The 21,703-nt window shown below is 70.6% G+C and carries 19 protein-coding genes; 9 read left to right on the forward strand and 10 right to left on the reverse strand.

All coding sequences use genetic code 11. From position 1 onward, the window contains the following. Positions 1–10: 10 nt before the first annotated feature. From IOE58_RS07360 to IOE58_RS07375, 4 genes are all read left to right on the forward strand, one after another. On the forward strand, positions 11–934 hold the full coding sequence (locus IOE58_RS07360; protein ID WP_193865765.1) for a carbohydrate ABC transporter permease: 924 nt from the start codon (positions 11–13) through the stop codon (positions 932–934). Next, a complete protein-coding gene (locus tag IOE58_RS07365; RefSeq protein WP_193865766.1) occupies positions 931–2,337 on the forward strand; it encodes an extracellular solute-binding protein in 1,407 nt (468 codons plus the stop codon). The genes IOE58_RS07360 and IOE58_RS07365 overlap by 4 nt, the downstream gene beginning before the upstream one ends. Before the next feature lie 348 nt (positions 2,338–2,685). Next, positions 2,686–5,646 carry a leucine--tRNA ligase gene (leuS, locus tag IOE58_RS07370; protein ID WP_193865767.1) on the forward strand — a complete coding sequence of 987 codons (2,961 nt, stop codon included), beginning with the start codon at positions 2,686–2,688 and terminating at the stop codon, positions 5,644–5,646. Between the two features lie 121 nt (positions 5,647–5,767). Further along, positions 5,768–6,955 carry a hypothetical protein gene (locus IOE58_RS07375; RefSeq protein ID WP_193865768.1) on the forward strand — a complete coding sequence of 396 codons (1,188 nt, stop codon included), beginning with the start codon at positions 5,768–5,770 and terminating at the stop codon, positions 6,953–6,955. On the opposite strand, the gene clpB is transcribed toward IOE58_RS07375, so the two are convergent. Next, the gene (clpB, locus tag IOE58_RS07380) at positions 6,943–9,642 is read right to left on the reverse strand and encodes an ATP-dependent chaperone ClpB (protein ID WP_193865769.1); all 2,700 of its coding nucleotides are present in this window, start codon (positions 9,640–9,642) and stop codon (positions 6,943–6,945) included. The two genes, IOE58_RS07375 and clpB, sit on opposite strands and share 13 nt — an antisense overlap. A 259-nt stretch (positions 9,643–9,901) precedes the next feature. On the opposite strand from clpB, the gene IOE58_RS07385 reads away from it, so the two are divergent. Beyond that, on the forward strand, positions 9,902–11,194 hold the full coding sequence (locus tag IOE58_RS07385; RefSeq protein ID WP_228019261.1) for a PrsW family intramembrane metalloprotease: 1,293 nt from the start codon (positions 9,902–9,904) through the stop codon (positions 11,192–11,194). An 89-nt stretch (positions 11,195–11,283) separates the two neighbouring features. Here IOE58_RS07385 and IOE58_RS07390 read toward each other — a convergent pair whose 3' ends face one another. Genes IOE58_RS07390 through IOE58_RS07405 form a run of 4 tightly spaced genes read right to left on the reverse strand, consistent with a single transcriptional unit; the run spans position 11,284 to position 14,127 of the window. Beyond that, positions 11,284–11,691 carry an RNA-binding S4 domain-containing protein gene (locus IOE58_RS07390; protein ID WP_193865771.1) on the reverse strand — a complete coding sequence of 136 codons (408 nt, stop codon included), beginning with the start codon at positions 11,689–11,691 and terminating at the stop codon, positions 11,284–11,286. Continuing rightward, on the reverse strand, positions 11,688–13,130 hold the full coding sequence (locus IOE58_RS07395) for an amidase (RefSeq protein WP_193865772.1): 1,443 nt from the start codon (positions 13,128–13,130) through the stop codon (positions 11,688–11,690). The genes IOE58_RS07390 and IOE58_RS07395 overlap by 4 nt, the downstream gene beginning before the upstream one ends. Beyond that, on the reverse strand, positions 13,127–13,732 hold the full coding sequence (locus IOE58_RS07400; RefSeq protein WP_193865773.1) for a low molecular weight protein-tyrosine-phosphatase: 606 nt from the start codon (positions 13,730–13,732) through the stop codon (positions 13,127–13,129). Before IOE58_RS07400 ends, IOE58_RS07395 begins: the two co-directional genes overlap by 4 nt. After that, entirely contained in the window at positions 13,729–14,127 is a 399-nt protein-coding gene (locus IOE58_RS07405) for a GNAT family N-acetyltransferase (protein WP_193865774.1), read from the reverse strand. The genes IOE58_RS07400 and IOE58_RS07405 overlap by 4 nt, the downstream gene beginning before the upstream one ends. Positions 14,128–14,151: 24 nt before the next feature. Between IOE58_RS07405 and IOE58_RS07410 the strand changes: the two genes are divergently transcribed. Together IOE58_RS07410 and IOE58_RS07415 are read left to right on the forward strand one after the other, a co-directional pair. After that, entirely contained in the window at positions 14,152–14,514 is a 363-nt protein-coding gene (locus IOE58_RS07410; RefSeq protein WP_193865775.1) for a DUF952 domain-containing protein, read from the forward strand. A 95-nt stretch (positions 14,515–14,609) separates the two neighbouring features. Then, positions 14,610–15,245, forward strand: a complete 636-nt coding sequence (locus IOE58_RS07415) for an L-threonylcarbamoyladenylate synthase (RefSeq protein ID WP_193865776.1) — start codon at positions 14,610–14,612, stop codon at positions 15,243–15,245. Here the strand turns inward: IOE58_RS07415 and IOE58_RS07420 are convergent. Then, positions 15,242–16,525: an MFS transporter gene (locus IOE58_RS07420; protein WP_259890983.1), complete on the reverse strand. Its 1,284-nt coding sequence runs from the start codon at positions 16,523–16,525 to the stop codon at positions 15,242–15,244. The genes IOE58_RS07415 and IOE58_RS07420 overlap by 4 nt on opposite strands. Positions 16,526–16,629: 104 nt before the next feature. On the opposite strand from IOE58_RS07420, the gene deoD reads away from it, so the two are divergent. Next, entirely contained in the window at positions 16,630–17,352 is a 723-nt protein-coding gene (gene deoD / locus IOE58_RS07425) for a purine-nucleoside phosphorylase (protein ID WP_193865778.1), read from the forward strand. A gap of 146 nt (positions 17,353–17,498) precedes the next feature. Here the strand turns inward: deoD and IOE58_RS07430 are convergent, their stop codons facing one another. Next, entirely contained in the window at positions 17,499–17,753 is a 255-nt protein-coding gene (locus IOE58_RS07430; protein WP_193865779.1) for a DUF1700 domain-containing protein, read from the reverse strand. Further along, positions 17,750–18,553, reverse strand: a complete 804-nt coding sequence (locus IOE58_RS07435; protein WP_193865780.1) for a gamma-glutamyl-gamma-aminobutyrate hydrolase family protein — start codon at positions 18,551–18,553, stop codon at positions 17,750–17,752. Before IOE58_RS07435 ends, IOE58_RS07430 begins: the two co-directional genes overlap by 4 nt. 156 nt (positions 18,554–18,709) lie before the next feature. Between IOE58_RS07435 and IOE58_RS07440 the strand changes: the two genes are divergently transcribed. Continuing rightward, a complete protein-coding gene (locus tag IOE58_RS07440; RefSeq protein WP_193865781.1) occupies positions 18,710–19,147 on the forward strand; it encodes a glutamine amidotransferase-related protein in 438 nt (145 codons plus the stop codon). On the opposite strand, the gene IOE58_RS07445 is transcribed toward IOE58_RS07440, so the two are convergent. Together IOE58_RS07445 and IOE58_RS07450 are read right to left on the reverse strand one after the other, a co-directional pair. Next, positions 19,099–20,244, reverse strand: coding sequence for a glycosyltransferase (locus tag IOE58_RS07445; RefSeq protein WP_193865782.1), 1,146 nt, complete (start codon positions 20,242–20,244; stop codon positions 19,099–19,101). The two genes, IOE58_RS07440 and IOE58_RS07445, sit on opposite strands and share 49 nt — an antisense overlap. Positions 20,245–20,371: 127 nt before the next feature. Further along, on the reverse strand, positions 20,372–21,583 hold the full coding sequence (locus IOE58_RS07450; protein ID WP_193865783.1) for a cobalamin-independent methionine synthase II family protein: 1,212 nt from the start codon (positions 21,581–21,583) through the stop codon (positions 20,372–20,374). Positions 21,584–21,703 lie beyond the last annotated feature (120 nt).

Here is a 21,703-nt window from a genome sequence, read left to right on the forward strand (position 1 = left end):
GGGGTACATCATGGCCATCAATCAGATGAGCGCCGGATCGCGTGCGCTCGACACCGGCATCAAGCTCAAGTCCCGCTCGAACTACGGGCGCAATCCCGACGGCTCCCGGCCGGGCCCGGTCAGCGCGTGGGTCTCCCGCATCATCATGATCGTGGTGCTGGCACTGTTCTCGCTGCCGCTGTACTGGATGCTGATCTCCGCGTTGAAGACGCCGGAGGAGCTCGCCCAGTTCCCACCCACCCTGTTCCCCACCGAGCTGCGGTGGCAGAACTTCGCCGATGCCGTCACCGTGATGCCGTTCTGGCTGTTCTTCCGCAACACCGTGATCATCACCATCAGCGTGGTGGTGCTCAGCGTGGTCTCGAACTTCATCGTCGCCTACGGGTTTGCCTGCATCGACTGGCCCGGCCGCAACAAGGTGTTCTTCATCGTGCTGGCCACGCTGTTCCTGCCGTTCCCGGTGACCCTGATCCCCATGTTCGACATGTGGGCGGGGCTCGGCTTCGTCAACACCTGGGTACCGCTGATCGCACCCGCCCTGTTCGCCGGAGGGTTCTTCACCTTCCTGCTGCGGCAGTTCATGCTGCAGACCCCGCGCGACATGCTCGATGCGGCCCGTGTCGACGGCGCCAGCGAGTGGTCGATCGCGTGGCGGATCGTGTTCCCCACGGCCCGTCCGGCGATCACCGTCATCGCCATCTTCTCTGCGGTGGGCACGTGGAACGACTTCATGGGGCCGCTGATCTACCTGCAGGACCAGTCCAAGCAGACGCTCTCCATCGGTATGCAGGTGTTCCGTTCCGTGAACTCGCAGGACATCCAGTTCAACCTGCTGATGGCGGCATCGTTCCTGGTGCTGCTGCCGCTGGTGATCCTGTTCTTCGCGTTCCAGCGCTACTTCATCAGTGGCATCACCCTCGGAGGTTTCAAGTGATCGATCGTCGAACCCTGCTGAGGGCCCTGGGCGCCGGTGCGACCGTCTCCGTCGCCGGAGGCTCGATCGTCGGCTGCACCAACCGTCCCGTCGGAGAGGACCGCGACCCGAACGTCGTGCGCGTCTGGGGCATCTGGGCCTCCGACGCCGACGTGGAGGCCCAGATCATCGAGGCCTTCACCGAGCAGAACCCGGACATCACGGTCCAGGTCTCCCAGGTGCCGTCCAACGGTCAGGGCGACGCCTCCAGCGTCATCACCGCCGTGCGCGGTCGCACCGGGCCGGACGTCTACTTCATGGACCGCTTCAACGGCGCCCAGTTCGCCTCGCTGGGGCTGCTCGAACCGATCGACCCGCTCATCGAGGAGTACGAGGACGTCAGCGTCGAGGAGTTCATGGCCGGGTGGGTCAAGTTCGCGACCGACGAGCTGTTCTACGACGGGCAGTACTTCGGCCTGCCGATGGACACCGACACCCGCGGTCTGTACGTCAACATGGGTCTGGCCAAGGAGGCCGGCATCGATCTGGCCCTGCTGGATCCGAACAACGGCCCCATGAGCTACGACCAGCTGTGGGAGATCGAGGAGCAGTTCAGCGTCCAGGACGATCGCGGAACCTATGAGCGGGTCACCTGGATCCCCTGGGACGATCAGGCTTCCCTGCTGATGTGGGCGATGGCCAACGGCGTGGAGTTCTTCGACAACCAGAACTGCCGGGTGCTGCTGGACAGCCCGCAGATGCTGGACGTGGCCACCATGTACCGCGGGTGGGTGGAACGACTGGACTTCCCCCGACTGGATGCGTTCAAGGCGACCTACCAGCCGCCGAACGCGCCGCCCACCCAGACCTCCTTCTTCTCGGACCGGCAGCTGTTCCAGATCTCCGGCCCCTGGGGCGTGCAGTCGCAGGCCGACTACAAGCCCGACATGGAGTACGCGGTCACCCACCTCCCGGTCCCCGAGGAGGGCGGCGACCCATTCACCTGGGCCGGTGGCTTCGCGCTGACCATGCCGAAGGGGTCGAGCATGTCCAAGGCCGCCTGGGATTTCTTCAAGTTCTATGCCGGCTACGAGGGGCAGAAGATCATGATGCCGCAGATCAGCCGCATCCCCACCAACCTGGAGACGGTGGCTGATCCGGAGGGCTGGAGCCAGGACATCCGCTTCTTCGTGGAGCTGATGGAGGTGGCGCTGTCGCGCCCGCCGCTGCCGGTGGGCACCAAGCTGTGGGACGCCATGTTCACCATGCAGGGCAGCCTCAACCAGGGCTCCGACACCCCGGAGAACCTGGTCCAGGAGGCCCAGCAGTACGTCGACCCCACCATGCAGCAGTTCTGCCCGATCGCTCTGCCGGAGGGCTTCGGAGAGCCCGACCCGAACTTCAAGCTGCCGAAGGACAGCTGAGCACCGGTACCAGGTGGCGCCCCGGTCGGCCGCCACAGGGTCGGCCGGGGCGTCTCTGCTCTGGGGCCCGCTCCGCCCGCCCTGCTCCGGGCCAGCTTTCCCGCCCGCGCTGGGCTCGCTCCCCCCGCGGCGCGCCGCGTTCCACCCCTCGACCGGGTTCCGCATGTCGTCCGGGGCGCGCGTACACTGAGCCCATGGACATCCGGTTGCTCCTTCCGTAGCCGCGTCGGATCAGGTCCGCCCTGGGCGGTCATCGACGCGGCTCCCCTCGCCTGTGCGGGGGTTTTTTCATGCCGGGAGCCGCCCGGCGGAGGAATCGACCACTTGCTGAAGGACGGACGCATCACCATGACCGAGGCACCGCACCGCTACACCGCCGCCATGGCGGACAGCATCGAGCAGCACTGGCAGCAGCGCTGGGACGCGGAGGGCACCTTCGCCGCCGTCAACCCGGTGGGCCCGCTCTCGGACGGCACGGACCCTGCGGACCTGCCCGAGAAGACCTTCATCATGGACATGTTCCCGTACCCCTCGGGCAAGGGCCTGCACGTGGGTCACCCCCTGGGCTACATCGCCACCGACGTGGTGGCCCGCCACCAGCGCATGCTGGGTCGCAACGTGCTGTACACGATGGGGTACGACGCCTTCGGACTGCCCGCGGAGCAGTACGCGATCGCCACCGGCACGCATCCGCGCATCACCACCGAGGAGAACGTGGCCACGATGGCCCGGCAGCTGCACCGCCTGGGGCTGTCCCACGACCCGCGTCGCTCCTTCGCGACCACGGACCCGGAGTTCATGAAGTGGACGCAGTGGATCTTCCTGCGGATCTTCGACTCCTGGTACGACCCGGACGCCGAGAACGCCGACGGGATCGTGGGCCGTGCTCGCCCTGTCTCCGAGCTGCGGGAGGGCCTGCGCTCCGGTGCCATCGATCCGGTCGCGCTGGCCGATCGGCTGAACATCGAGCTGCCGTCGGGGTGGACGGGCCGCTCCCCCGCCGAGGCGAGCGAGGTGGAGCTGGAGGAGCTGGTCGGCGCCTTCCGCCTGGCCTACGTCTCCGACACCCCGGTGAACTGGTGCCCCGGTCTGGGCACGGTGCTGGCCAATGAGGAGGTCACCGCCGAGGGCCGCTCCGAGCGCGGCAACTTCCCGGTGTTCAAGCGCCGCCTGCGGCAGTGGAACATGCGCATCACCGCCTACGCCGACCGCCTGATCGACGACCTGGACCGGATGGACTGGCCGGAGTCGGTGCGCTCCATGCAGCGCAACTGGATCGGCCGCAGCCACGGCGCGCAGATCGCCTTCCCCGTGAATGGACTGGAGGGCACCTCCGGCCCGAGCGGCGCTCCCGATGCGGTCGACGGCGACTCCCCCACCTTCGAGGTGTTCACCACCCGGGCCGACACCCTGTTCGGTGCCACCTTCTGCGTGCTGTCCCCCGAGCACCCGCTGCTGGCGGACGTGGGCGCCCTGCCCGCCGCCTGGCCGCCGGACGTCCCGGCGAGCTGGACCGACGGCGCCGCTTCCCCGCGTGAGGCCGTTGCGGCGTACCAGGCGCGCGCCGCGGCCACCGGCGAGGAGGAGCGCACCGGGGAGGGCCGCGCCAAGACGGGAGTGTTCACCGGGCTGACGGCGGTCAACCCGATGGACGGCCGCACGCTGCCGGTGTTCACCGCGGACTACGTGCTGATGGGCTACGGCACCGGCGCGATCATGGCGGTGCCCGCGGAGGACGAGCGTGACTTCGACTTCGCCACCGCCTACGACCTGCCGGTGATCCGCACCGTGCAGCCGCCGGAGGACTTCGCCGGCGGGGCGTGGACCGGGGACGGCGTGAAGATCAACTCCGCCAACGCCGAGATCGACCTCAACGGCCTGGACAAGGACGAGGCGAAGGACCGCGCCACCGCGTACGTCACGCAGAAGGGCTTCGGCACCGCCCGCACCACCTACCGCCTGCGCGACTGGCTGTTCTCCCGCCAGCGCTACTGGGGTGAGCCCTTCCCGATCGTGTACGACCTGGAGCAGCCGGAGGTGCCGATCGCGCTGCCGGAGTCGATGCTGCCGATCGAGCTGCCGGAGGTCACCGACTTCTCGCCGCGCACCTTCGACCCCACCGACGCCGACACCGAGCCGCAGACCCCGCTGTCCCGGGCCGGGGACTGGGTGGAGGTGGAGCTGGACCTGGGTGAGGGTCCGCGCCGCTACCGACGCGAGACCAACACCATGCCCAACTGGGCCGGGTCCAGCTGGTACGAGCTGCGCTACATCGACCCCACCGACTCCGAGCAGCTGGTGGACCCGGTCAACGAGCAGTACTGGCTGGGCCCGCGCACCCCGGGCGGCGTGGGCGGTGTGGACCTGTACGTGGGCGGCGTGGAGCACGCCGTGCTGCACCTGCTGTACGCGCGGTTCTGGCACAAGGTGCTGTTCGACCGCGGGGACGTCTCCAGCCAGGAGCCGTTCCACCGCCTGTTCAACCAGGGCTACATCCAGGCTTACGCCTACACCGATGCCCGCGGCGTGTACGTCCCGGCGGAGGAGGTGGTGACGGAGGCCGACGGCACCTTCACCCACCGGGGCGAGCAGGTCACCCAGGAGTACGGGAAGATGGGCAAGTCGCTGAAGAACTCGGTGGCACCCGATGACATGTACGCCGAGTACGGAGCCGACACCCTGCGCGTGTACGAGATGTCGATGGGGCCGCTGGACCTGTCCCGCCCCTGGGAGACCCGCGCCGTGGTGGGCTCCCAGCGCTTCCTGCAGCGCCTGTGGCGCCTGGTGGTCGACGAGGAGACCGGCGAGCTGCGGATCGGCGAGGAGCCGGCGCAGGCCGCCACCGCCAAGGCGGTGCACCGCACCATCGACGGTGTCAGTCGCGACATGGCCGAGATGCAGTTCAACACCGCGATATCCAAGCTGATCGAGCTGGTCAACCACCTGACCAAGGACGCCGGAGCCTCCGGCAGCACCCCCCGGGAGGCGCTGGAGCCACTGGTGCTGATGACCGCACCGTTCGCCCCGCACCTGGCCGAGGAGCTGTGGTCGAAGCTGGGCCACGAGCGGTCCCTGGCCCGTGAGCCGTACCCGGTGGCCGATCCGCAGCTGGTCAAGGCCGATGCCGTCACCTGCGTGGTGCAGATCAAGGGCAAGGTTCGCCACAAGCTGGAGGTGGATCCGGAGATCTCCGAGTTCGAGCTGGAGTCGATGGTGATGGCCGAGCAGCGGGTGCAGCAGCTCATCGACGGTCAGACCGTACGCAAGGTGATCGTGCGCGCTCCGAAGCTGGTGAACATCGTGGTGTGAGGTCCGGCCCGGCCAGTCGTGCCCCGTCCTGGCCGGCTCGAGGTTCCTCCCCAACGACCGGTTGTCCACAGCCCCGGGTCCGTCCAGGACCCGGGGCTGTGCTCGTCCCTAGATTCATCGCATGAACACCTTCTGGGGATGCGACACCACCGACATCGACCGATGGGCGGAGCTCGGCACCGGGCAGGCCGCCGCCCTCACCGCACTGCTCGATGACATCGCCGCCGCCGGGCCGGCACTGGAGTGGTACGGGCCGGACGCCCAGCACTTCCAGGCACGGCTCTCCGCCTTCCTGCTGGCCGGGTACGAGGCCGGGCGGCAGCTGAGCAGGTTCCTGGAGCTGATCCGGGCCGAGGGCAAGGAGCAGGAAGAGGCCAGCGCCCCTTCCGGGGGCACCGGTACGACCGGCGGCAACGGGCCCGCGGGCGGGCACGACGGCACGAGTCCCTCCGGAGCGCCAGTCACCGGTGTCCCGCATCCTGCCCGTCCGCTCAGCGGGCCGGGCTGGTCGAACCCGTTCGGGCCGCTGGCCCATCCGGATCCGGCGGGGCTCGGTCGCGTGCTGCGCGAGAAGATCAAGGACATCGACTGGCAGCCCCCGTGGTGGGATCCGGGCCTGCACCACCCGCTGGGCGGCCCCGGGGCTGGCGCGCCCGTACCCCGCTTCCCGGAGCCCTCCGGCGCCACCGCTCCGGACATCTCCATCACTGCGGACGGCCAGCCCGTGCGCTCCTCGGCCATCGGGCAGGTGCCCGTGCTCCAGCACCTGCAGACGGCCATGCAGGGCCACGAGGCTGTCGGTGAGGTGATCGGCTGGGCCGAGCAGGGCATGATCGATGCCGGCTACGGCCGCTACACGGGAGCGCTCGCCCCGGTGAAGATCATGCACGCCTCCTCCGGTGTGGTGCTCGGGGAGGACTCCGTGCTCGGTCAGGTGCTGGGTGGGGTGGATGCGCAGATCGGCAACACGTTCCACACCGCCGGCGCAGTCGGCGGGGCCCTGCAGGAGGGCGATGTGCTGGGCGCTGCGCGAGAGGCAGAGATGGGCCTGATGCGCCACGCCGAGTCCCAGATCGACATCGTCACGGCCACGCCGCTGCGAAGCATGGCGGGCTTCGCCTCCACCAGTCTGGAGGCCACTGCGGACGCGCTGGACCCGATCGCCCCGCCGGCCGTCAGCGACTCGCTGCGCGGCACGGCGGAGACGATCGACTCCCATGTGGAGGCCTGGGACGAGGCCACCTCGGCCCAGCGGTTCCTGGACCTGCGCTACCGGTATCTGCCGGCCCCGTGGGATCAGCCGGCCTGATCCGCCTCCCGGGCACCGCCGCCGTTGCCGCTGCCGTTGCCGTCGCCGGCCTCAGCTGAGTCCGGCTCGGCCTTCGGCTCGGGCACAACGGAGAGATCCAAGCCGGTGCCGTCCTCACGGGCGCTCACGACCACATGCTCACCGTCGTGGACCTCACCGCGCAGGATCAGCCGCGCGAGGGCGTCACCGATCTCCTTCTGGACCAGCCTCTTCAGCGGCCGGGCACCATACATCGGGTCGAAGCCCTTCTCGGCCAGCCACTCGGTGGCGCCTTGCTCCACGTCCAGGACGATCCGGCGATCGACCAGGCGGGCGGCGACGTCCGCGATCTGCAGCGTCACGATGCGGGAGAGCTCCTCACGGCGCAGCGCATCGAACATCACCACGTCGTCCAGCCGGTTGAGGAACTCGGGCTTGAAGGAAGCCCGCACCACGGCCATCACCTTGTCCGTCTTCTCCTCGGGGCTGAGCAGAGGGTCCTGCAGCACGTGGGCCCCGAGGTTGGAGGTGAGGATGAGGATGGTGGAGCGGAAGTCGACGGTGCGGCCCTGGCCGTCGGTGAGACGGCCGTCGTCGAGCACCTGCAGCAGCACGTCGAACACATCGGGGTGGGCCTTCTCGATCTCGTCCAGCAGCACCACGGAGTAGGGGCGGCGCCGCACGGCCTCGGTGAGCTGGCCGCCCTCGTCGTACCCCACGTACCCGGGAGGCGCACCCACCAGGCGCGAGACGGTGTGCTTCTCGCCGTACTCGGACATGTCGATGCGCACCATGGCGCGCTCGTCGTCGAACAGGAACTCCGCCAGCGCCTTGGCCAGCTCCGTCTTTCCCACACCCGTCGGGCCCAGGAACAGGAACGAGCCGGTGGGGCGGTTCGGATCTGAGATCCCGGCGCGGGCGCGCCGAACGGCGTCGGACACCTCGGTGACCGCGCGCTTCTGGCCGATCAGGCGCTTGCCGATGATGTCCTCCATCTCCAGCAGCTTCTGGGTCTCGGACTGCAGCAGGCGCCCGGCGGGGATGCCGGTCCAGGCACCCACCACCTCGGCGATGTCATCGGCGCTGACATGGTCGGCCACCAGGGGCCGTTCCCCCTCGCCGTCGCCGCTGGCCTCGGCCTCCTCCGCCTCGGCCAGCCGCTCCTTCAGCGCGGGGATGTCGCCGTACAGGATCTTCGAGGCTGCGGTGAGGTCGCCCTCGCGCTGGGCGCGGTCGGCCTGCATCCGCAGCTGCTCCAGCTGAGCCTTGAGATCGCCCACCAGGTTCAGCCCGGCCTTCTCCCGCTCCCAGCGGGCCGAGAGCGCGGCCATCCGCTCATTGCGATCGGCCAGCTGCGAGCGCACCGACTCCAGCTGCGCGATGCTGCCGGGGTCCTCGCTGCCGTCCAGCGCCATCTCCTCCATCTTCAGCCGGTCCACCTGACGGCGCAGGATGTCCAGCTCCTCCGGGGAGGAGTCCAGCTCCATGCGCAGGCGGGAGGCGGCCTCGTCCACCAGGTCGATGGCCTTGTCCGGCAGCTGTCGGCCGGAGATGTAGCGGTCCGAGAGGGACGCGGCGGCCACCAGGGCGGAGTCAGTGATGGAGACCTTGTGGTGCGCCTCGTACTTGTCCTTGAGCCCGCGCAGGATGGTGATGGTGTCCTCCACACTGGGCTCGCCCACCAGCACCTGCTGGAAGCGGCGCTCCAGGGCCGGGTCCTTCTCGATGTTCTCGCGGTACTCGTCCAGCGTCGTGGCACCCACCATCCGCAGCTCACCGCGGGCCAGCATCGGCTTGAGCATGTTGCCGGCGTCCATCGCGCCGTCACCGGTTCCGCCGGCACCGACCACGGTGTGCAGCTCGTCGATGAAGGTGATGATCTGGCCGTTGCTGGTGCGGATCTCGTCCAGCACCGCCTTCATCCGCTCCTCGAACTCGCCGCGGTACTTGGAGCCGGCCACCATGGAGGACAGGTCCAGGGAGATCAGCTTCTTGCCGCGCAGGGAGTCGGGGACGTCGCCCGCGACGATGCGCTGGGCCAGGCCCTCCACCACGGCGGTCTTGCCCACGCCGGGCTCGCCGATCAGCACGGGGTTGTTCTTGGTGCGGCGCGAGAGCACCTGCACCACGCGCCGGATCTCGGCGTCGCGACCGATCACCGGGTCCAGGCGGCCCTCCCGGGCCATCTCGGTGAGGTCCACCCCGAACTTCTCCAGGCTCTGGAAAGTGTTCTCGGGGTTCTGGCTGTCCATCTGGTTCATATTCTTCTCTCCTCCATGCAGTCGCACCACGGCATCGCGCAGGGAGCCCGGCCTGGCACCCCGGGAGGTGAGCAGGCGGGCTGCGTCGTCCTTGCCGAGTGCGATGCCGATCAGCAGATGCTCGGTGGACAGGTAGGTCTTGTGGTCGTGGTCGGCCTCGCGTCTGGCCGCCTCGAGGGCGTCGAATCCGCTGCCGACAAACGTGGGGTTGGTGGCCCCGCTTCCGCTCACACGGGGCAGGGCCTCAACGGCCTCGGCGGCACGCTGCGCAATCTCCTGGGGGGAGGCACCTGCCTCCTCCAGGGCCGCGTAGGCAATGGTGTCGCGCTGCTCGGCGAGCACCCACAGCAGGTGCATCGCGCTGATCTGCGGGTTGCCCAGCTCGGCCGCCTTCTCCGCTGCCGCGGTGACGGCATCCTGCGAGCGGGTGGTGAACCTGAAATCCACGGTGCTCCTCTCCGGTGCGCTCGATGCGGGTGGGTTCTGGATCTGTTCTGCTCTCGATCTGGTGCAACGACACCGAAGTTGAGTCTATTCCGCTCAACCCTGGTTCCGTGCCGAGCGGATGACAACGGCCGCCCACGCGGCCGTTCCCACGAGCGGACCGGCACGGCATCCACAGTGGCTCAGAGGGGGACGTGTGCGCCGTCACTCCCCTGTAGCATCACAGTCGATCCACCCGCCGCAGCCGAAAACAGAGGCACCCATGTCCCAGCCGCACTACCGCGACTACGGCAATCCCAAGGCGTACGACACCTCGGTGCGTCCCACCCACGGCCTCACCGCCGCACGCTACGCCCCGGCGCAGATCCAGCGTCCGGACCAGGCCCAGCCGCAGTCCGCCTGGGCCACGCAGACCCGCCGCGTGCAGGAGGTCTCCCAGCACGCCAAGGAGGTCCCGGTGGTGTCCATCGCGACCTGGCTGGCGCTGATCGGGATGGGCCTGTTCACGATCATCGTGCTGGGGGCGTTCTTCCTGAGCTTCGTGATGAATGCGAGCTCGAGCCCCATCTGGTGGCCGGTGACCGCGTTCCTGGCGGGGATCTCGCTGCTGGTGATCTTCGGCGTGATCCTGCTGGCGGACAGGTGGGACCCGCAGCCGATCCCCCTGCTGCTGATCGCGGTCCTGTGGGGCGCCGCCGTCGCGGCCGGCAGCAGCTTCTTGCTCAACTCCATCAACGGCCGGATCTTCTACGCCGTAGGCGGCGAGGGCTTCGCGACCTGGGCCGGTCCTGTCATCAGCGCCCCCCTGGTGGAGGAGACCACCAAGGGCCTGGGGCTGATCGTCCTGATGCTGCTGGCGCGCCGCTACTTCAACGGTCCGTTGGACGGCATGATCTACGGGGCGCTCATCGGCGGCGGCTTCGCCTTCACCGAGAACATCATCTACTACACCCGCATCCTCGAGGGCGCCGGTGCCTTCGGCGTGGTGATCCTGTTCGTGATGCGCGGGGTGCTGAACATCTTCGGCCACGCCATCTACACCAGCCTCACCGGCGTGATCATGGGGTACGTGGTGCGCAAGTGGGGCACCATCATCGGCCTGCTGTCCTTCCTGGTGGCCACCTGGCCGGGGATGTTCCTGCACGCGGTGTGGAACCTGTTCGCCGCGTTCGAGGGCCTTCCCGTGATGATCGCGATGTTCGCGGTCAAGGCGTTCATATCCCTGCTGTGGCTGATATTCATCGTGGTGCTGATCTGGGACGAGGCGCGCCTGACCCGGGTGCGGCTGGGCGACTACGCCAACCAGGGCTGGCTCACCCACGAGGAGGTGGACATGCTCGGTACCTGGAAGGGGCGCCGCGAGGCCAAGAACTGGGCCGCCCAGATGAACGCCAAGCCGCTGATGAAGAAGTTCATCCGGGACAGCGCGGACCTGGCCTCGGTGCGCCAGCGCCTGCTGGCCGATGGCGCCAACCCCAAGGTGGTCGAGCTCGAAGCGCGACTGCTGTCCAAGCTGCGCTCCAACCGCGAGGCGCTGCTGGCGGCCGCCCGCTGACCTCGGCGTGCGCGCGCGGCCCCAGGGCGGTCCTGGCGGCCCTGCGCACCTCACGCATCCGCACACGGTACTCGGCGCGGCCGGGGGACTCAGCTCTCCCGGCCGCGCAGTCTGTCCAGCTGGCGGCGCTCCCTCTTCGTGGGGCGCCCGGTGCCGCGGTCACGACGGGGCGGTGCGGCCAGCAGCTGCGGAGCCGGCTCAGGGCTGTGGTCCTCGTAGGCCTCCCGGGCGATCGGGGCCCCCACCCTCTTGGTGAGGATGCGGGCGACCACCACGATGCGCTCGCGCCCCGGCGATCGCACACGAAGCTCGTCGCCCACCGACACCTTCTGGGCCGCCTTGACGGGATCACCGTTGCGGCGCACGTGGCCTCCCCGGCAGGCGGCCGTGGCAGCGGCGCGGGTGGGGAACAGCCGTGCACTCCACAGCCACACGTCCAGCCGCACCGTGGCGGGCTCCTCGGCCTGACCCGGAAAGGTCGGTCCCGGGGTGCTCATGCCTCGTGCGGTGCGCGCACCAGCGGCCACGGATCGGCCTGCTCGAGCTGGGCGGCCAGGCCCAGCAGCAGGGCGTCGTCCCCGGCCCGGGTGGCACCGATGTGCACCCCGAAGGGCAGTTCGATCCCGTCGACGGCCTCGCGATGGATCGGCACGCTGATCGCGGCGCACCCGGTCATGTTCCAGGTGCTGGTCCACGGGGTGAATCGGCACTGGGCATCGAAGTCCTCGCCGCCGTCGGCGAGCTGGATCGTCTCGGGCAGGGCGGGGGGCGCGGCCAGGGAGGGCGTGAGCACCACGTCGAGCTCGCTGAAGGCCTCCCCGGTGCGGCGGGCGATCGTCTGCACCCCTGCCATGGCGCGTGTCAGGTCGACGCCGTCGTAGGTGCGCCCCTCGGCCCGCAGCCAGCGGGTGAGCTCCATCAGGAGCGGCTCGGCGTCCTCGGAGAGGTCGAGGGCGGCAGCGCCCACGGTCCACAGCGGCATGAAGGCGCGCCACTGCTCCGGAGTGAAGGGGGCCGGGACCTCCTGCACCTGGTGCCCCATGCCCCGCAGCAGCTCGACCGCGCGCTCCAGTCCTCGCAGCGCGGCAGGGTGGATCTCGGTGCGGGCGGCGAGGGGCTCGGTGAGCACCCCGATGCGCAGTGCCGATGGGGCGCGGTCGCAGGAGGCGAGGAAACCCTTCTGGGGGCGGGGGGAGGTGAGGAAGTCCCCGGGGCGTGCCACCGCGATCAGGTCGAGCCCGGCAGCGGCATCGCGCACGGAGCGGGCCAGCATCCCATCGGTCACCAGGCCCATGCCCTCGGTGCCGTGCGGGCCTGCGGAGACCAGCCCTCGCGAGGGCTTGATGCCCACGATCCCGCAGCACGCGGCGGGGATCCGCACCGAGCCTCCGCCGTCGGTGCCGTGGGCCAGGGGAACCACGCCCGAGGCCACGGCGGCGGCTGCCCCTCCACTGGACCCGCCTGCGGTGCGGCGCAGGTCCCAGGGGGTGCGGGCAGGTGGTCCGGTGGCGGGCTCGGTGTAGCAGGGGAAGCCGAACTCGGGGACGGAGGTCTTGCCGATGGTGACGGTCCCGGCGTCCAGCAGCAGCTGCGCCACTCCGTCGGTCACCTCGGCGATGTTCCCCTCCAGCAGCGCGGAGCCGGCCCCGAAGGGCTGACCGGCGATCTGGGTGAGGTCCTTGACGGGCAGGGGCACTCCCAGCAGCGGGTAGGCGCGCCCGAGCTGCTCGAGCGTGCCGCTGCGGCGGGCGTCATCGAGGGTGCGCGCGGCAGCCTCGGCCTGGGCGAGCGAGAGGTCCTCGAGCAGGTGGGCGAAGGCACCGACCTGTGCGCCCACCCCGCGGGCCGCCTCCAGGGTCTGTTCGGTGAGCTCGACCGCGTCGATCTGCCCCTGCCTCAGCGCGGCGGCCGTCCCGAGCGCGCTGCGCACCGTCATCGCGCCTCCCCGGTCCGGTTCGCGGCCACCCCGCCGGTGCGACCCTCGCTCGCCGCACCCGCCCGACCCTCGCTGGCCGCGCCCGCCCGACCCTCGCCGGGCGCGCTGCCGGGCTCACCCGGCTCGTGCTCGAGCTGGGCGCGCACGTGCGCCACGATCCCCTCGGTGGCAGCGGTGATCTGCTCCCAGGCCGTCTCGAAGTCCTGCTCGTCGCCGTACCAGGGGTCACGGATGCCGGTGTCCTCCCCCACCTGCGGGTCGAACTCCCGCATCATGCGCTGCTTGGCGGCGATGTCCGCACCGGCCCGTCGCACCGGCTCGACGTGGTCGTGATCGAGGGTGAGGATGAGGTCGGCCTCCCGCAGCAGCTCCGGGTCCATCTGCCGGGCGCGATGGGAGGTGGTGGTGATGCCGTGGCGCTCCAGCAGAGCCGCCGCCCGGGGATCGATCGGATTGCCGACCTCCCAGCCGGAGGTGGCCAGTGATGCCACCTCGACCTGATCGGCCAGCCCGGCCTGTTCGAAGGCCTCGACCAGGGCGTACTCGGCCATCGGTGAGCGGCAGATGTTCCCGGTGCACACGGTGAGGATGCGGTAGGTCATCGCTCCGGTCCCCCGTCGGCCTGCGACGGCTGCGCTGCCTGCGCGCCGGGTTCGAGCAGGTCCCCGTACTGGGGATGGCGCTGGATCCATCCGTCGACGAACCAGCAGGTGGGGCGCACTGCGAGGCCGTGGGCGCGGGCCTCATCGAGGACGTGGCGCACCAGGGCCGAACCGAGGCCCTCGCCGTTGCGCTCCGGGGCCACCACCGTGGAGCGCAGGTCCCGCACGATCGCCGGCGCCTGCGCCCCGGCATCACCCGGGGCGGGCTCGTCCGCGTAGTAGAGGACGGCCACGACCTCGTCGCCGTCCAGGGCTTCGTACCGTTCCCTGCCCGCCTCGTGGACCAGGCGCACACCCTGGCCATCCGCGGAGGGTCCACCGCTGCTGTGCTCCATGCCGATCACGCTACACTGCCGTCCATGCCCGCGCCCCTGATCTGGCACATCACCGAGCTCGCCGCCTGGGATGCGGCGGTGCGGGAGGGCCGGTACACACGCTCCACGCGCGGTCGCAGCCTCGAGGACGTCGGCTTCATCCATGCCTGCTTCCCCGAGCAGGTGTCCATGGTGGCCAAGAACGTGTACCCGGACCAGCCCGGTGATCTGGTGATCCTGGAGATCGACACCGCCCGGGTCGAGGCGACCGGAGTCGCCGTGGACATCGAAGCGGACGACCACGGGGGCGACGGCTACCCGCACATCATGGGCCCGCTGCCGATCAGTGCGGTGCTGCGGATGCGGCGCACCAAGTGGATCGGCCGCGAGTTCGTGGTCGTCGCCTGAGACCACGGTGCAGATCCGACCGGCGAGGGAGAGCACCCTGCCCGCCCATGGCCGCGCTCGGAGACGGGACGGCCCCGCACGGCGTAGCATCGAGCATGGCCAGATCCTCGCATTCCGCCCGTTACCTCGACATCCACCCGGTGGACCCGCAGCCCCGCCTGGTCGACCAGGCCGTGAGCGTGCTGCAGGACGGCGGCCTGATCGCCTACCCCACCGACTCCTGCTACGCCCTGGGGTGCACCCTGGACGCTCACGAGCCGCTGGAGCGGATCCGGCGCATCCGCCAGGTGGGCAAGGACCACCACTTCACCCTGGTGTGCGCGGACTTCGCTCAGCTCAGCCAGTTCGTGATCGTCTCCAATCCCACGTTCCGCCTGGTCAAGAACGCCACCCCCGGGCCGTACACGTTCATCCTGCCTGCCACCAAGGAGGTGCCCCGCAGGATGGCTCATCCCAAGAAGCACACGGTGGGCGTGCGGATCCCCGATCACCGCGTCACCCATGCCCTGCTGGAGGCTCTCGGCGAGCCGATCGTCTCCTCGACCCTGCTGCTGCCCGGCCAGGAGGATCCCCCGGCCGAGGGCTGGGTGGTTCAGGACCTGCTGGGTGACCAGCTGGACGTGATCATCGACGCCGGCGAGGTGGGCATCGACCCCACCACGGTGGTCAACCTCGCCGGCGGTGAGGTGGAGGTGGCGCGCGTGGGCGCCGGGGATCCCGACCGCTTCTAGGCGACCGGCTCCCGCTTGCCGGACAGTGCGCCGGAGAACAGCAGGATGCCCACGGCGTAGATGGGGACCAGCCACAGCGCGTACCGCAGGGTGAAGGCATCGGCCAGGGCACCGATGATGGGCGGGGTGGCGAAGAAGCCCACGCGCGCCAGCCAGCCCACCACGGTGATGCCCACGCCCGGGGGGACACCGGGCATGTCGTCGGCGGCCCGGAACGCCGCCGGGAACAGTGTGGCGATCCCCCAACCGGCGGCGGCGAAGCCGACAAGTGCGGTCGCGGGCGTGGGCAGCAGCAGCGCAAGGCTCATGCCGGCTGCCGAGACCAGGGCGCCGATGCGGGCGGTGAGGCGGTCCCCCAGGCGGTCCACGACGGCGTCCCCGGTGAAGCGGCCGATGGTCTGGGCACCCTGCAGGGCCACGAACGCCATTCCCGCCATGAACGGGGTGACCTCGAAGGTGCTGTGCATGAACAGCGCGCCCCAGGTGTTGCCGGCATCCTCGGTGGAGCCCGCGAACACCAGCACCGCTCCGAGCGCCGCGATCAGACCCAGACCCCGCATGCTCATCCCGGCGACGCGGCGCCCCTGCGCCCCCTCGGACGAGGCATGGGCACCGGCGGGGACGTCGGCGGCGGAGGCCGGGCTGGGACCGGCCGCCGACTCGCGCTCGGTGGTGTCCGGGCCCGGCAGCATGAAGCGCAGTGATGCGAACGCGGCCGCGCCGAACAGCACCAGGCCCAGCACGCCCTGGACCCACAGGGGCAGGCCCACCTGGGCGCCGGCGGCGCCGAGCACGCCACCGGTCACGGCACCGAGCGACCAGAAGCCGTGGTAGCTGTTCATGATGGAGCGGCGGTAGCGGCGCTCGACCCGCATGCCGTGGGCGTTCATCGCGATGTCGGTGATGGCGTCCGCGGCGGACGCCATCAGCAGCGCTCCGGCCAGCCACAGCCAGGACCCGGCGGTGTACACCAGCAGGTGCGTGGTGGAGGCGATGATCTGCGCGGTCACCGCGACCCGGGCAGAGCCCCACCGCTTCATCAGCCCCGCGGCGCCCAGTCCTGCCAGCAGCCCTCCCAGCGGTCCCAGGCCCACGGCGAGCCCGAAGGCGGTGTTGCTCAGTCCGATCGAGTCCACCAGCTCGGGGTAGCGGGGCAGGATGGCGCAGAAGCTGAGCCCGTTGAGGAAGAAGATCAGGGAGACCGCCCAGCGGGCACGGCGGGCGTCGGCAGCAACCGGCGTGCGGGAGGGGGTGCGGGCGCCGGAGGAGGGAACGTTCACAGTCCACGATCCTCCGCCACGGATCGGGGCCGTCGCAAACATGCTCCGCACTCTGAGGTGCGGCGCAGATTCGGTCCGGGCACGGCCCACCGTAGGCTGGCGCCATGTCGACACACATCGGTGCCACCCCTGACCAGATCGCCCCCTACGTGCTGATGCCGGGCGACCCGTACCGCGCTCGCTGGATCGCCGAGACCTTCCTCGAGGATCCGGTCCAGTACAACGACGTGCGCGGGATGCTCGGCTACACCGGCACCTACCAGGGCGTGCGGATCTCCGCCCAGGGTTCCGGGATGGGCCAGCCCTCGATCGCGATCTACGCGCACGAGCTGTTCACCGAGTACGACGTCGAGGCGGTCATCCGGGTGGGCAGCTGCGGCGGCCTCTCGGACAAGGTCAAGGTGCGGGACGTGGTGCTGGGCGTGGCCGCCTCCACGGACTCCGCGATGAACGTGCCGCGCTTCCGCCACGTGAACTACGCCCCCGCTGCGGACTTCGACCTGCTGCGCCTGGCTGCCGAGGTGGCCGAGGAGCGCCTGCTGCCGGTGATCGCCGGGGGGCTCTACTCCGCCGACCAGTTCTACAACCCCGATCCGGAGGTCACCTCCACCCTCGCCGACTACGGCGTGCTGGGGGTGGAGATGGAGGCGGCGGCCCTGTACACCCTGGCCGCGCAGTTCTCCCGCCGCGCCCTGGCGCTGTGCACCGTCTCGGATCACCTGCTCACCGGGGAGGAGACCAGCGCCATGGAGCGCCAGGAGTCCTTCGAGGACATGATCGTGGTGGCCCTGGAGTCCGTGGTGCGGCTGGACCGCGACCGCGGCTGAGCCCGCCCGGGCCGCACGCGTCCCCCCGAGCACGACGAGCGCCGCCCCGGCCGGTCCAGGACCGGCCGGGGCGGCGTGTCATCGATGAGCCGGGCGGGCGTGCTGATCGTTCCCCGGCACGGCCGGGGCAGCGCCCTGGCCGGGGCTCAGGTGAGGAAGCGCGGCACCAGGTCGAAGGTGAGGTACAGCGCGAGGATGCACAGCAGCATCCCCACCGCGAAGGTGAGCGGCGTGAACAGGCTCATGGTGTAGAGACCGGCGACGAACAGCCCGAACAGGAGCACGAACAGCGCGACGCTGAGGACCGGGCTGTTCCCCTGCGAGGTGGTGTTGGTCGCGTGGCTGCCCTGGATGCCCCGCGCATCCGCGTGCGTGCCCTGCGCGCTGTGCTCCGTGCTCATGCTTCCTCCGATGGTCCTGGCCGATGGATCCGCCCCCATGGTAGACCAGCGTCCCGGGTGGCGGGGACAGCCTCCACCGTCGCCGCGGCCTGCTGGCGCACCGCCGCGACCAGCGCGTCGAACACCACGCCCTGGGAGGGATCGAGCTCCGGATGCCACTGCACGGCGATCACCGGGGAGCCGCCGGTCGCCTCCACCGCGAGCGGCAGTCCGCTGGCATGACGGGCCACCACCCGCAGATCCCCGTGCACGTCCCGTGCTCCCTGGTGGTGGTAGGCGGTGACCTCCGCACTGCTCCCCAGTGCGAGGGCGAGGTCGCTGTCGGCGTCGATCCGAGCGGTGACCCGGGTGGGGCGCTCCCCGGTGGCGGGGTGCTGCGGCAGGTCCTCGGGAAGGTGACGGTGCAGGGAGCCGCCCTCGGCGACCACGGCGATCTGCAGTCCCCGGCAGATGCCCAGCACCGGCACGCCCGTGCGTCGTGCCGCCCGGTACAGGGCCGTCTCGAAGGCGTCCCGCTCCGGCTGGGCGGCCATGTCGGTGTCCCGGGGCGCCTCGCCCAGCAGGGCGGGGTCGAGGTCGGTGCCGCCGGAGAGCACGATCGCATCGAGTTCGGCCACTTCCTCGTCGGTCCACTCCTCCTGCGGGGCGATCACCACGGCCCTCGCCCCGGCGGCGCGCACGGCGCGCACGTAGTGCTCGGTGATCACCACGGCGTCGTGGCCCGCCCAGGCCCCGGTCATCATGCGGCTGGTCCCTGCGGTCACGCCGATGAGCGGGCGACGGGGGGTGCGCTGCGCCATGAGTGGTCCTCTCCGCTGGATCCGGTGCTCCGGGGGGTCCGGGAGCCGCTGCGTCGCCGGGTGCGACATGAGCAGTGCACCATCGCGGACCGCCCGCGGCGAAGGAGTATGGCCGAATGTGACGCGGGTGGGGCGGGGCTCTGGTAGGAAAGGCGCATGGACGCCCATCCCTCCGATGTCCTGGTGATCGAGCACGAGGCGGACTGCCCGCCCAGGGTGCTCGCCGACGTGCTGGCCGAGGCCGGTCTCACCCTGCACCTGCACCGGCCCCACCGGGGCGACCAGCTGCCGATGGACCTGGGCCCCTTCGAGGGTCTGGTGGTGCTGGGCGGCGGCATGGACGCGCGCGACGACGCGGAGCACCCGTGGCTGCCGCAGACCCGCCGCCTGCTGGCACTGGCCCTGGACCGGCATCTGCCGACGCTGGGCATCTGCCTGGGGGCGCAGCTGGCCGCGAGCGCCCTCGAGGGCCGCATCGGTCACTGCGTCGCCGGGCACCCTGGCGGGGGGCCGGGCCCTGCTGGAGGCCTTCGCCCAGCAGGTGATCACCGACTGACGGCGAGCGCCCTGTTCGCGGCGATGGCCTGCTGGTAGTAGCCGCGCAGCTGCTCGGACAGCACCGGCCAGGTGCGCTTCCTCACCGACTCCAGGGCGGCCGCACCGAACGCGGCGCGCTTGGCGTCGTCGAACAGCAGGTCGGTTGCGGCCTCGCGCATCTCGTCCAGCATGCCCGGGGTGTAGAGCCATCCGGTGCGGCTGGGGGTCACCAGGTCCACGGGGCCGCCGCTGCGCGGGGCGATGACCGGCAGCCCGGAGGCCATGGCCTCCTGGATCGTCTGCCCGAACGTCTCCAGCTCACCGGGGTGGATGAACAGGTCCGCACTGGCCAGGTAGGTCGCAAGGTCCGTGCCGGAGCGGAAGCCTGCGAACCGTGCACGGGGCATGTGGCGGCGCAGGCTGTCCCGCTCGGGGCCCTCGCCGACGATCACCAGGCGCACGCCGGGCATGTCGTGGACCACCTTGAGGTCCTCCACCTGCTTCTCGGGGGCCAGCCGGCCCACGTACAGCACGATCCGCTCCCTGGGCCTGGCCAGCTTCGAGCGCAGTCGCTCGCTGCGCAGCGACGGTGAGAACAGGGAGGTGTCCACGCCGCGCCGCCACAGGTGCACCCGCTCGATGCCGTGCTCGACCAGCTGGTCCCGAGTGGCGGTGGAGGGGGCCAGGGTGAGGGTGGAGCGGTTGTGCACGTCCCGCAGCAGCTGCCAGCTGGCGCTCTCCAGGAACGGCATGCCGTAGCGCGCGGTGTATCCGGGGATGTCGGTCTGGTACACGGCCACGGTGGGCACGCCCAGCTTCTGCGCTGCCACCACGGCCCGACCGCCCAGCACCGCCGGGGAGGCCAGGTGGACCACGTCGGGCTCGAACTCACCGATCCGGCGACGCAGGGACGTGGCGCTGGTGGTGGCGATGCGCACGTCCGGGTATCCGGCCAGGGGCACGGAGGGGATGCGGCGCACCGGGACGCGGCGCCCGCAGGCGGTGCGCAGGGAGGTGTCGGCATGGGGCCAGTGCGGGGCGATGATCGCGACGTCGTCCCCGCTGGCGGTGTGGTGGTCGACGATGCGGAGCACCGAATTGGTGACCCCGTTCATGTGCGGAAGGAAGGACTCGGCTACCACAAGGATCCTCACGGGGCCCATCATCCGCCTTGGGGCCGACCCCTTCGCCACCAGGTCGTGACATGCCGACGAAGCCGAGGTGAACTCTCGGCCACCTCGGCTCCGTCGGGGTGCAGCGGAGGCTGCTGCGACTGTGGGCTCACACCCGAGCGGAGGCGATCTCCGCACCGGCCACCAGGGACTCCAGCTTGGCCCAGGCGATCTGCGGGTGGATGCGCCCGCCCAGACCGCAGTCGGTGGAGGCGATCACGCGCTCGGGGCCGACCAGGCGGGCGAAGCGCTCGATGCGCTGTGCCACCAGCTCGGGGTGCTCCACCACGTTGGGGGCGTGGGGGACGATGCCGGGCACGATCACCTTGTCCTCGGGCAGGGTGACGTCCTGCCACACGGTCCACTCGTGCTCGTGGCGCACGTTGGCGGCCTCGAAGCTGTAGTAGCGCGCGTCGATCTCCAGCAGCAGGTCCACGATGTGACGGAACTCGATGTCGGTGGTGTGGGGACCGTGCCAGGAGCCCCAGCACAGGTGGAATCGAGTCTGCTCGGTGGGCACGTTCACCAGGGCGCGGTTGACCGCGTCCACGCGCTTGCGGGTGAAGGCCACGTAGTCCTCGATGCTGGGCTCGGGGTTGATCTGGTCCCAGTTCTCCGCGATCGACGGGTCGTCGATCTGCACGGTGAGGCCGGCGGCGGCGATCGCCTCGTACTCCGGGCGCATCGCCTCCACCCAGGCGTCGAGGAAGGCGTCCTCGTCGCCGTAGTGCTCATCGACGATGCGGCTGCCGGAGCCGGGCGAGAGGGCGGCCAGGAAGCCGCTGTCGTAGCCGCTGGCGTCGAGGGCGGCGCGGAAGTTGGCGACGTCCTGCCCCACCAGCTCGCGACCCGCCTCGGAGTACGCGATGGGGCCGGTGGCCGCCGGGAAGGTGGGCTGGGTGCCCACGGTGATGCCGGAGGTGGGGTCCTGGTAGGCCTCGGCGAAGATGGTCCAGTCGCGGCGGTCCGGGAAGGTGGTCAGGCGCACGTTGCCGGGCTCGGAGCGCACCGGCTCGCTGGAGAAGGGGTCGGCACCGGTGAGCTCGAGGCCGCTGACCCGGTCGAAGATGTAGGACCACCAGGAGCCGTAGTTGACGGCCGAGCCCATCAGGTGTCCGTACTCCCCATCGTTGGGGACGGCGATCCCGATCTCGCGCTGCTTGGCGACCACGTCGGCCACCGCCTGGCGCAGCACCTGGCGGAACTCCTCGGTGGGCTCGGGGGTCAGGCCGTCCTCGCCCACGGGGCGGGCGGCGTTGGCGGCGATCAGCTCGGGGCTGCGGGGCAGGGAGCCGGCGTGGCTGGTGAGGATCTGTGTCATACGTGCAGGCTAGATGGCACGACGCCCCGGTGCGAAGCCGGGGCGTCATGGCCGTTCATATTCGGTGGGCCCAGTTCAGGGCAGGCGGCCGGGGCGGGCCGCCCCGGAACCGCGCCGGAG

Source organism: Brachybacterium epidermidis (assembly GCF_015209585.1).
In the GTDB taxonomy this organism is placed as follows: domain Bacteria; phylum Actinomycetota; class Actinomycetes; order Actinomycetales; family Dermabacteraceae; genus Brachybacterium; species Brachybacterium epidermidis.

Excerpts from the sequence above, each read along its gene's own strand:
- IOE58_RS07360 (WP_193865765.1), top strand. The coding sequence starts at position 11 with ATGGCCATCAATCAGATGAGCGCCGGATCGCGTGCGCTCGACACCGGC.
- leuS (WP_193865767.1), top strand. The coding sequence starts at position 2,686 with ATGACCGAGGCACCGCACCGCTACACCGCCGCCATGGCGGACAGCATC.
- IOE58_RS07375 (WP_193865768.1), top strand. The coding sequence starts at position 5,768 with ATGAACACCTTCTGGGGATGCGACACCACCGACATCGACCGATGGGCG.
- IOE58_RS07385 (WP_228019261.1), top strand. The coding sequence starts at position 9,902 with ATGTCCCAGCCGCACTACCGCGACTACGGCAATCCCAAGGCGTACGAC.
- IOE58_RS07390 (WP_193865771.1), bottom strand. The coding sequence starts at position 11,691 with ATGAGCACCCCGGGACCGACCTTTCCGGGTCAGGCCGAGGAGCCCGCC.
- IOE58_RS07395 (WP_193865772.1), bottom strand. The coding sequence starts at position 13,130 with ATGACGGTGCGCAGCGCGCTCGGGACGGCCGCCGCGCTGAGGCAGGGG.
- IOE58_RS07400 (WP_193865773.1), bottom strand. The coding sequence starts at position 13,732 with ATGACCTACCGCATCCTCACCGTGTGCACCGGGAACATCTGCCGCTCA.
- IOE58_RS07405 (WP_193865774.1), bottom strand. The coding sequence starts at position 14,127 with ATGGAGCACAGCAGCGGTGGACCCTCCGCGGATGGCCAGGGTGTGCGC.
- IOE58_RS07410 (WP_193865775.1), top strand. The coding sequence starts at position 14,152 with ATGCCCGCGCCCCTGATCTGGCACATCACCGAGCTCGCCGCCTGGGAT.
- IOE58_RS07415 (WP_193865776.1), top strand. The coding sequence starts at position 14,610 with ATGGCCAGATCCTCGCATTCCGCCCGTTACCTCGACATCCACCCGGTG.
- deoD (WP_193865778.1), top strand. The coding sequence starts at position 16,630 with ATGTCGACACACATCGGTGCCACCCCTGACCAGATCGCCCCCTACGTG.
- IOE58_RS07430 (WP_193865779.1), bottom strand. The coding sequence starts at position 17,753 with ATGAGCACGGAGCACAGCGCGCAGGGCACGCACGCGGATGCGCGGGGC.
- IOE58_RS07435 (WP_193865780.1), bottom strand. The coding sequence starts at position 18,553 with ATGGCGCAGCGCACCCCCCGTCGCCCGCTCATCGGCGTGACCGCAGGG.
- IOE58_RS07440 (WP_193865781.1), top strand. The coding sequence starts at position 18,710 with ATGGACGCCCATCCCTCCGATGTCCTGGTGATCGAGCACGAGGCGGAC.
- IOE58_RS07450 (WP_193865783.1), bottom strand. The coding sequence starts at position 21,583 with ATGACACAGATCCTCACCAGCCACGCCGGCTCCCTGCCCCGCAGCCCC.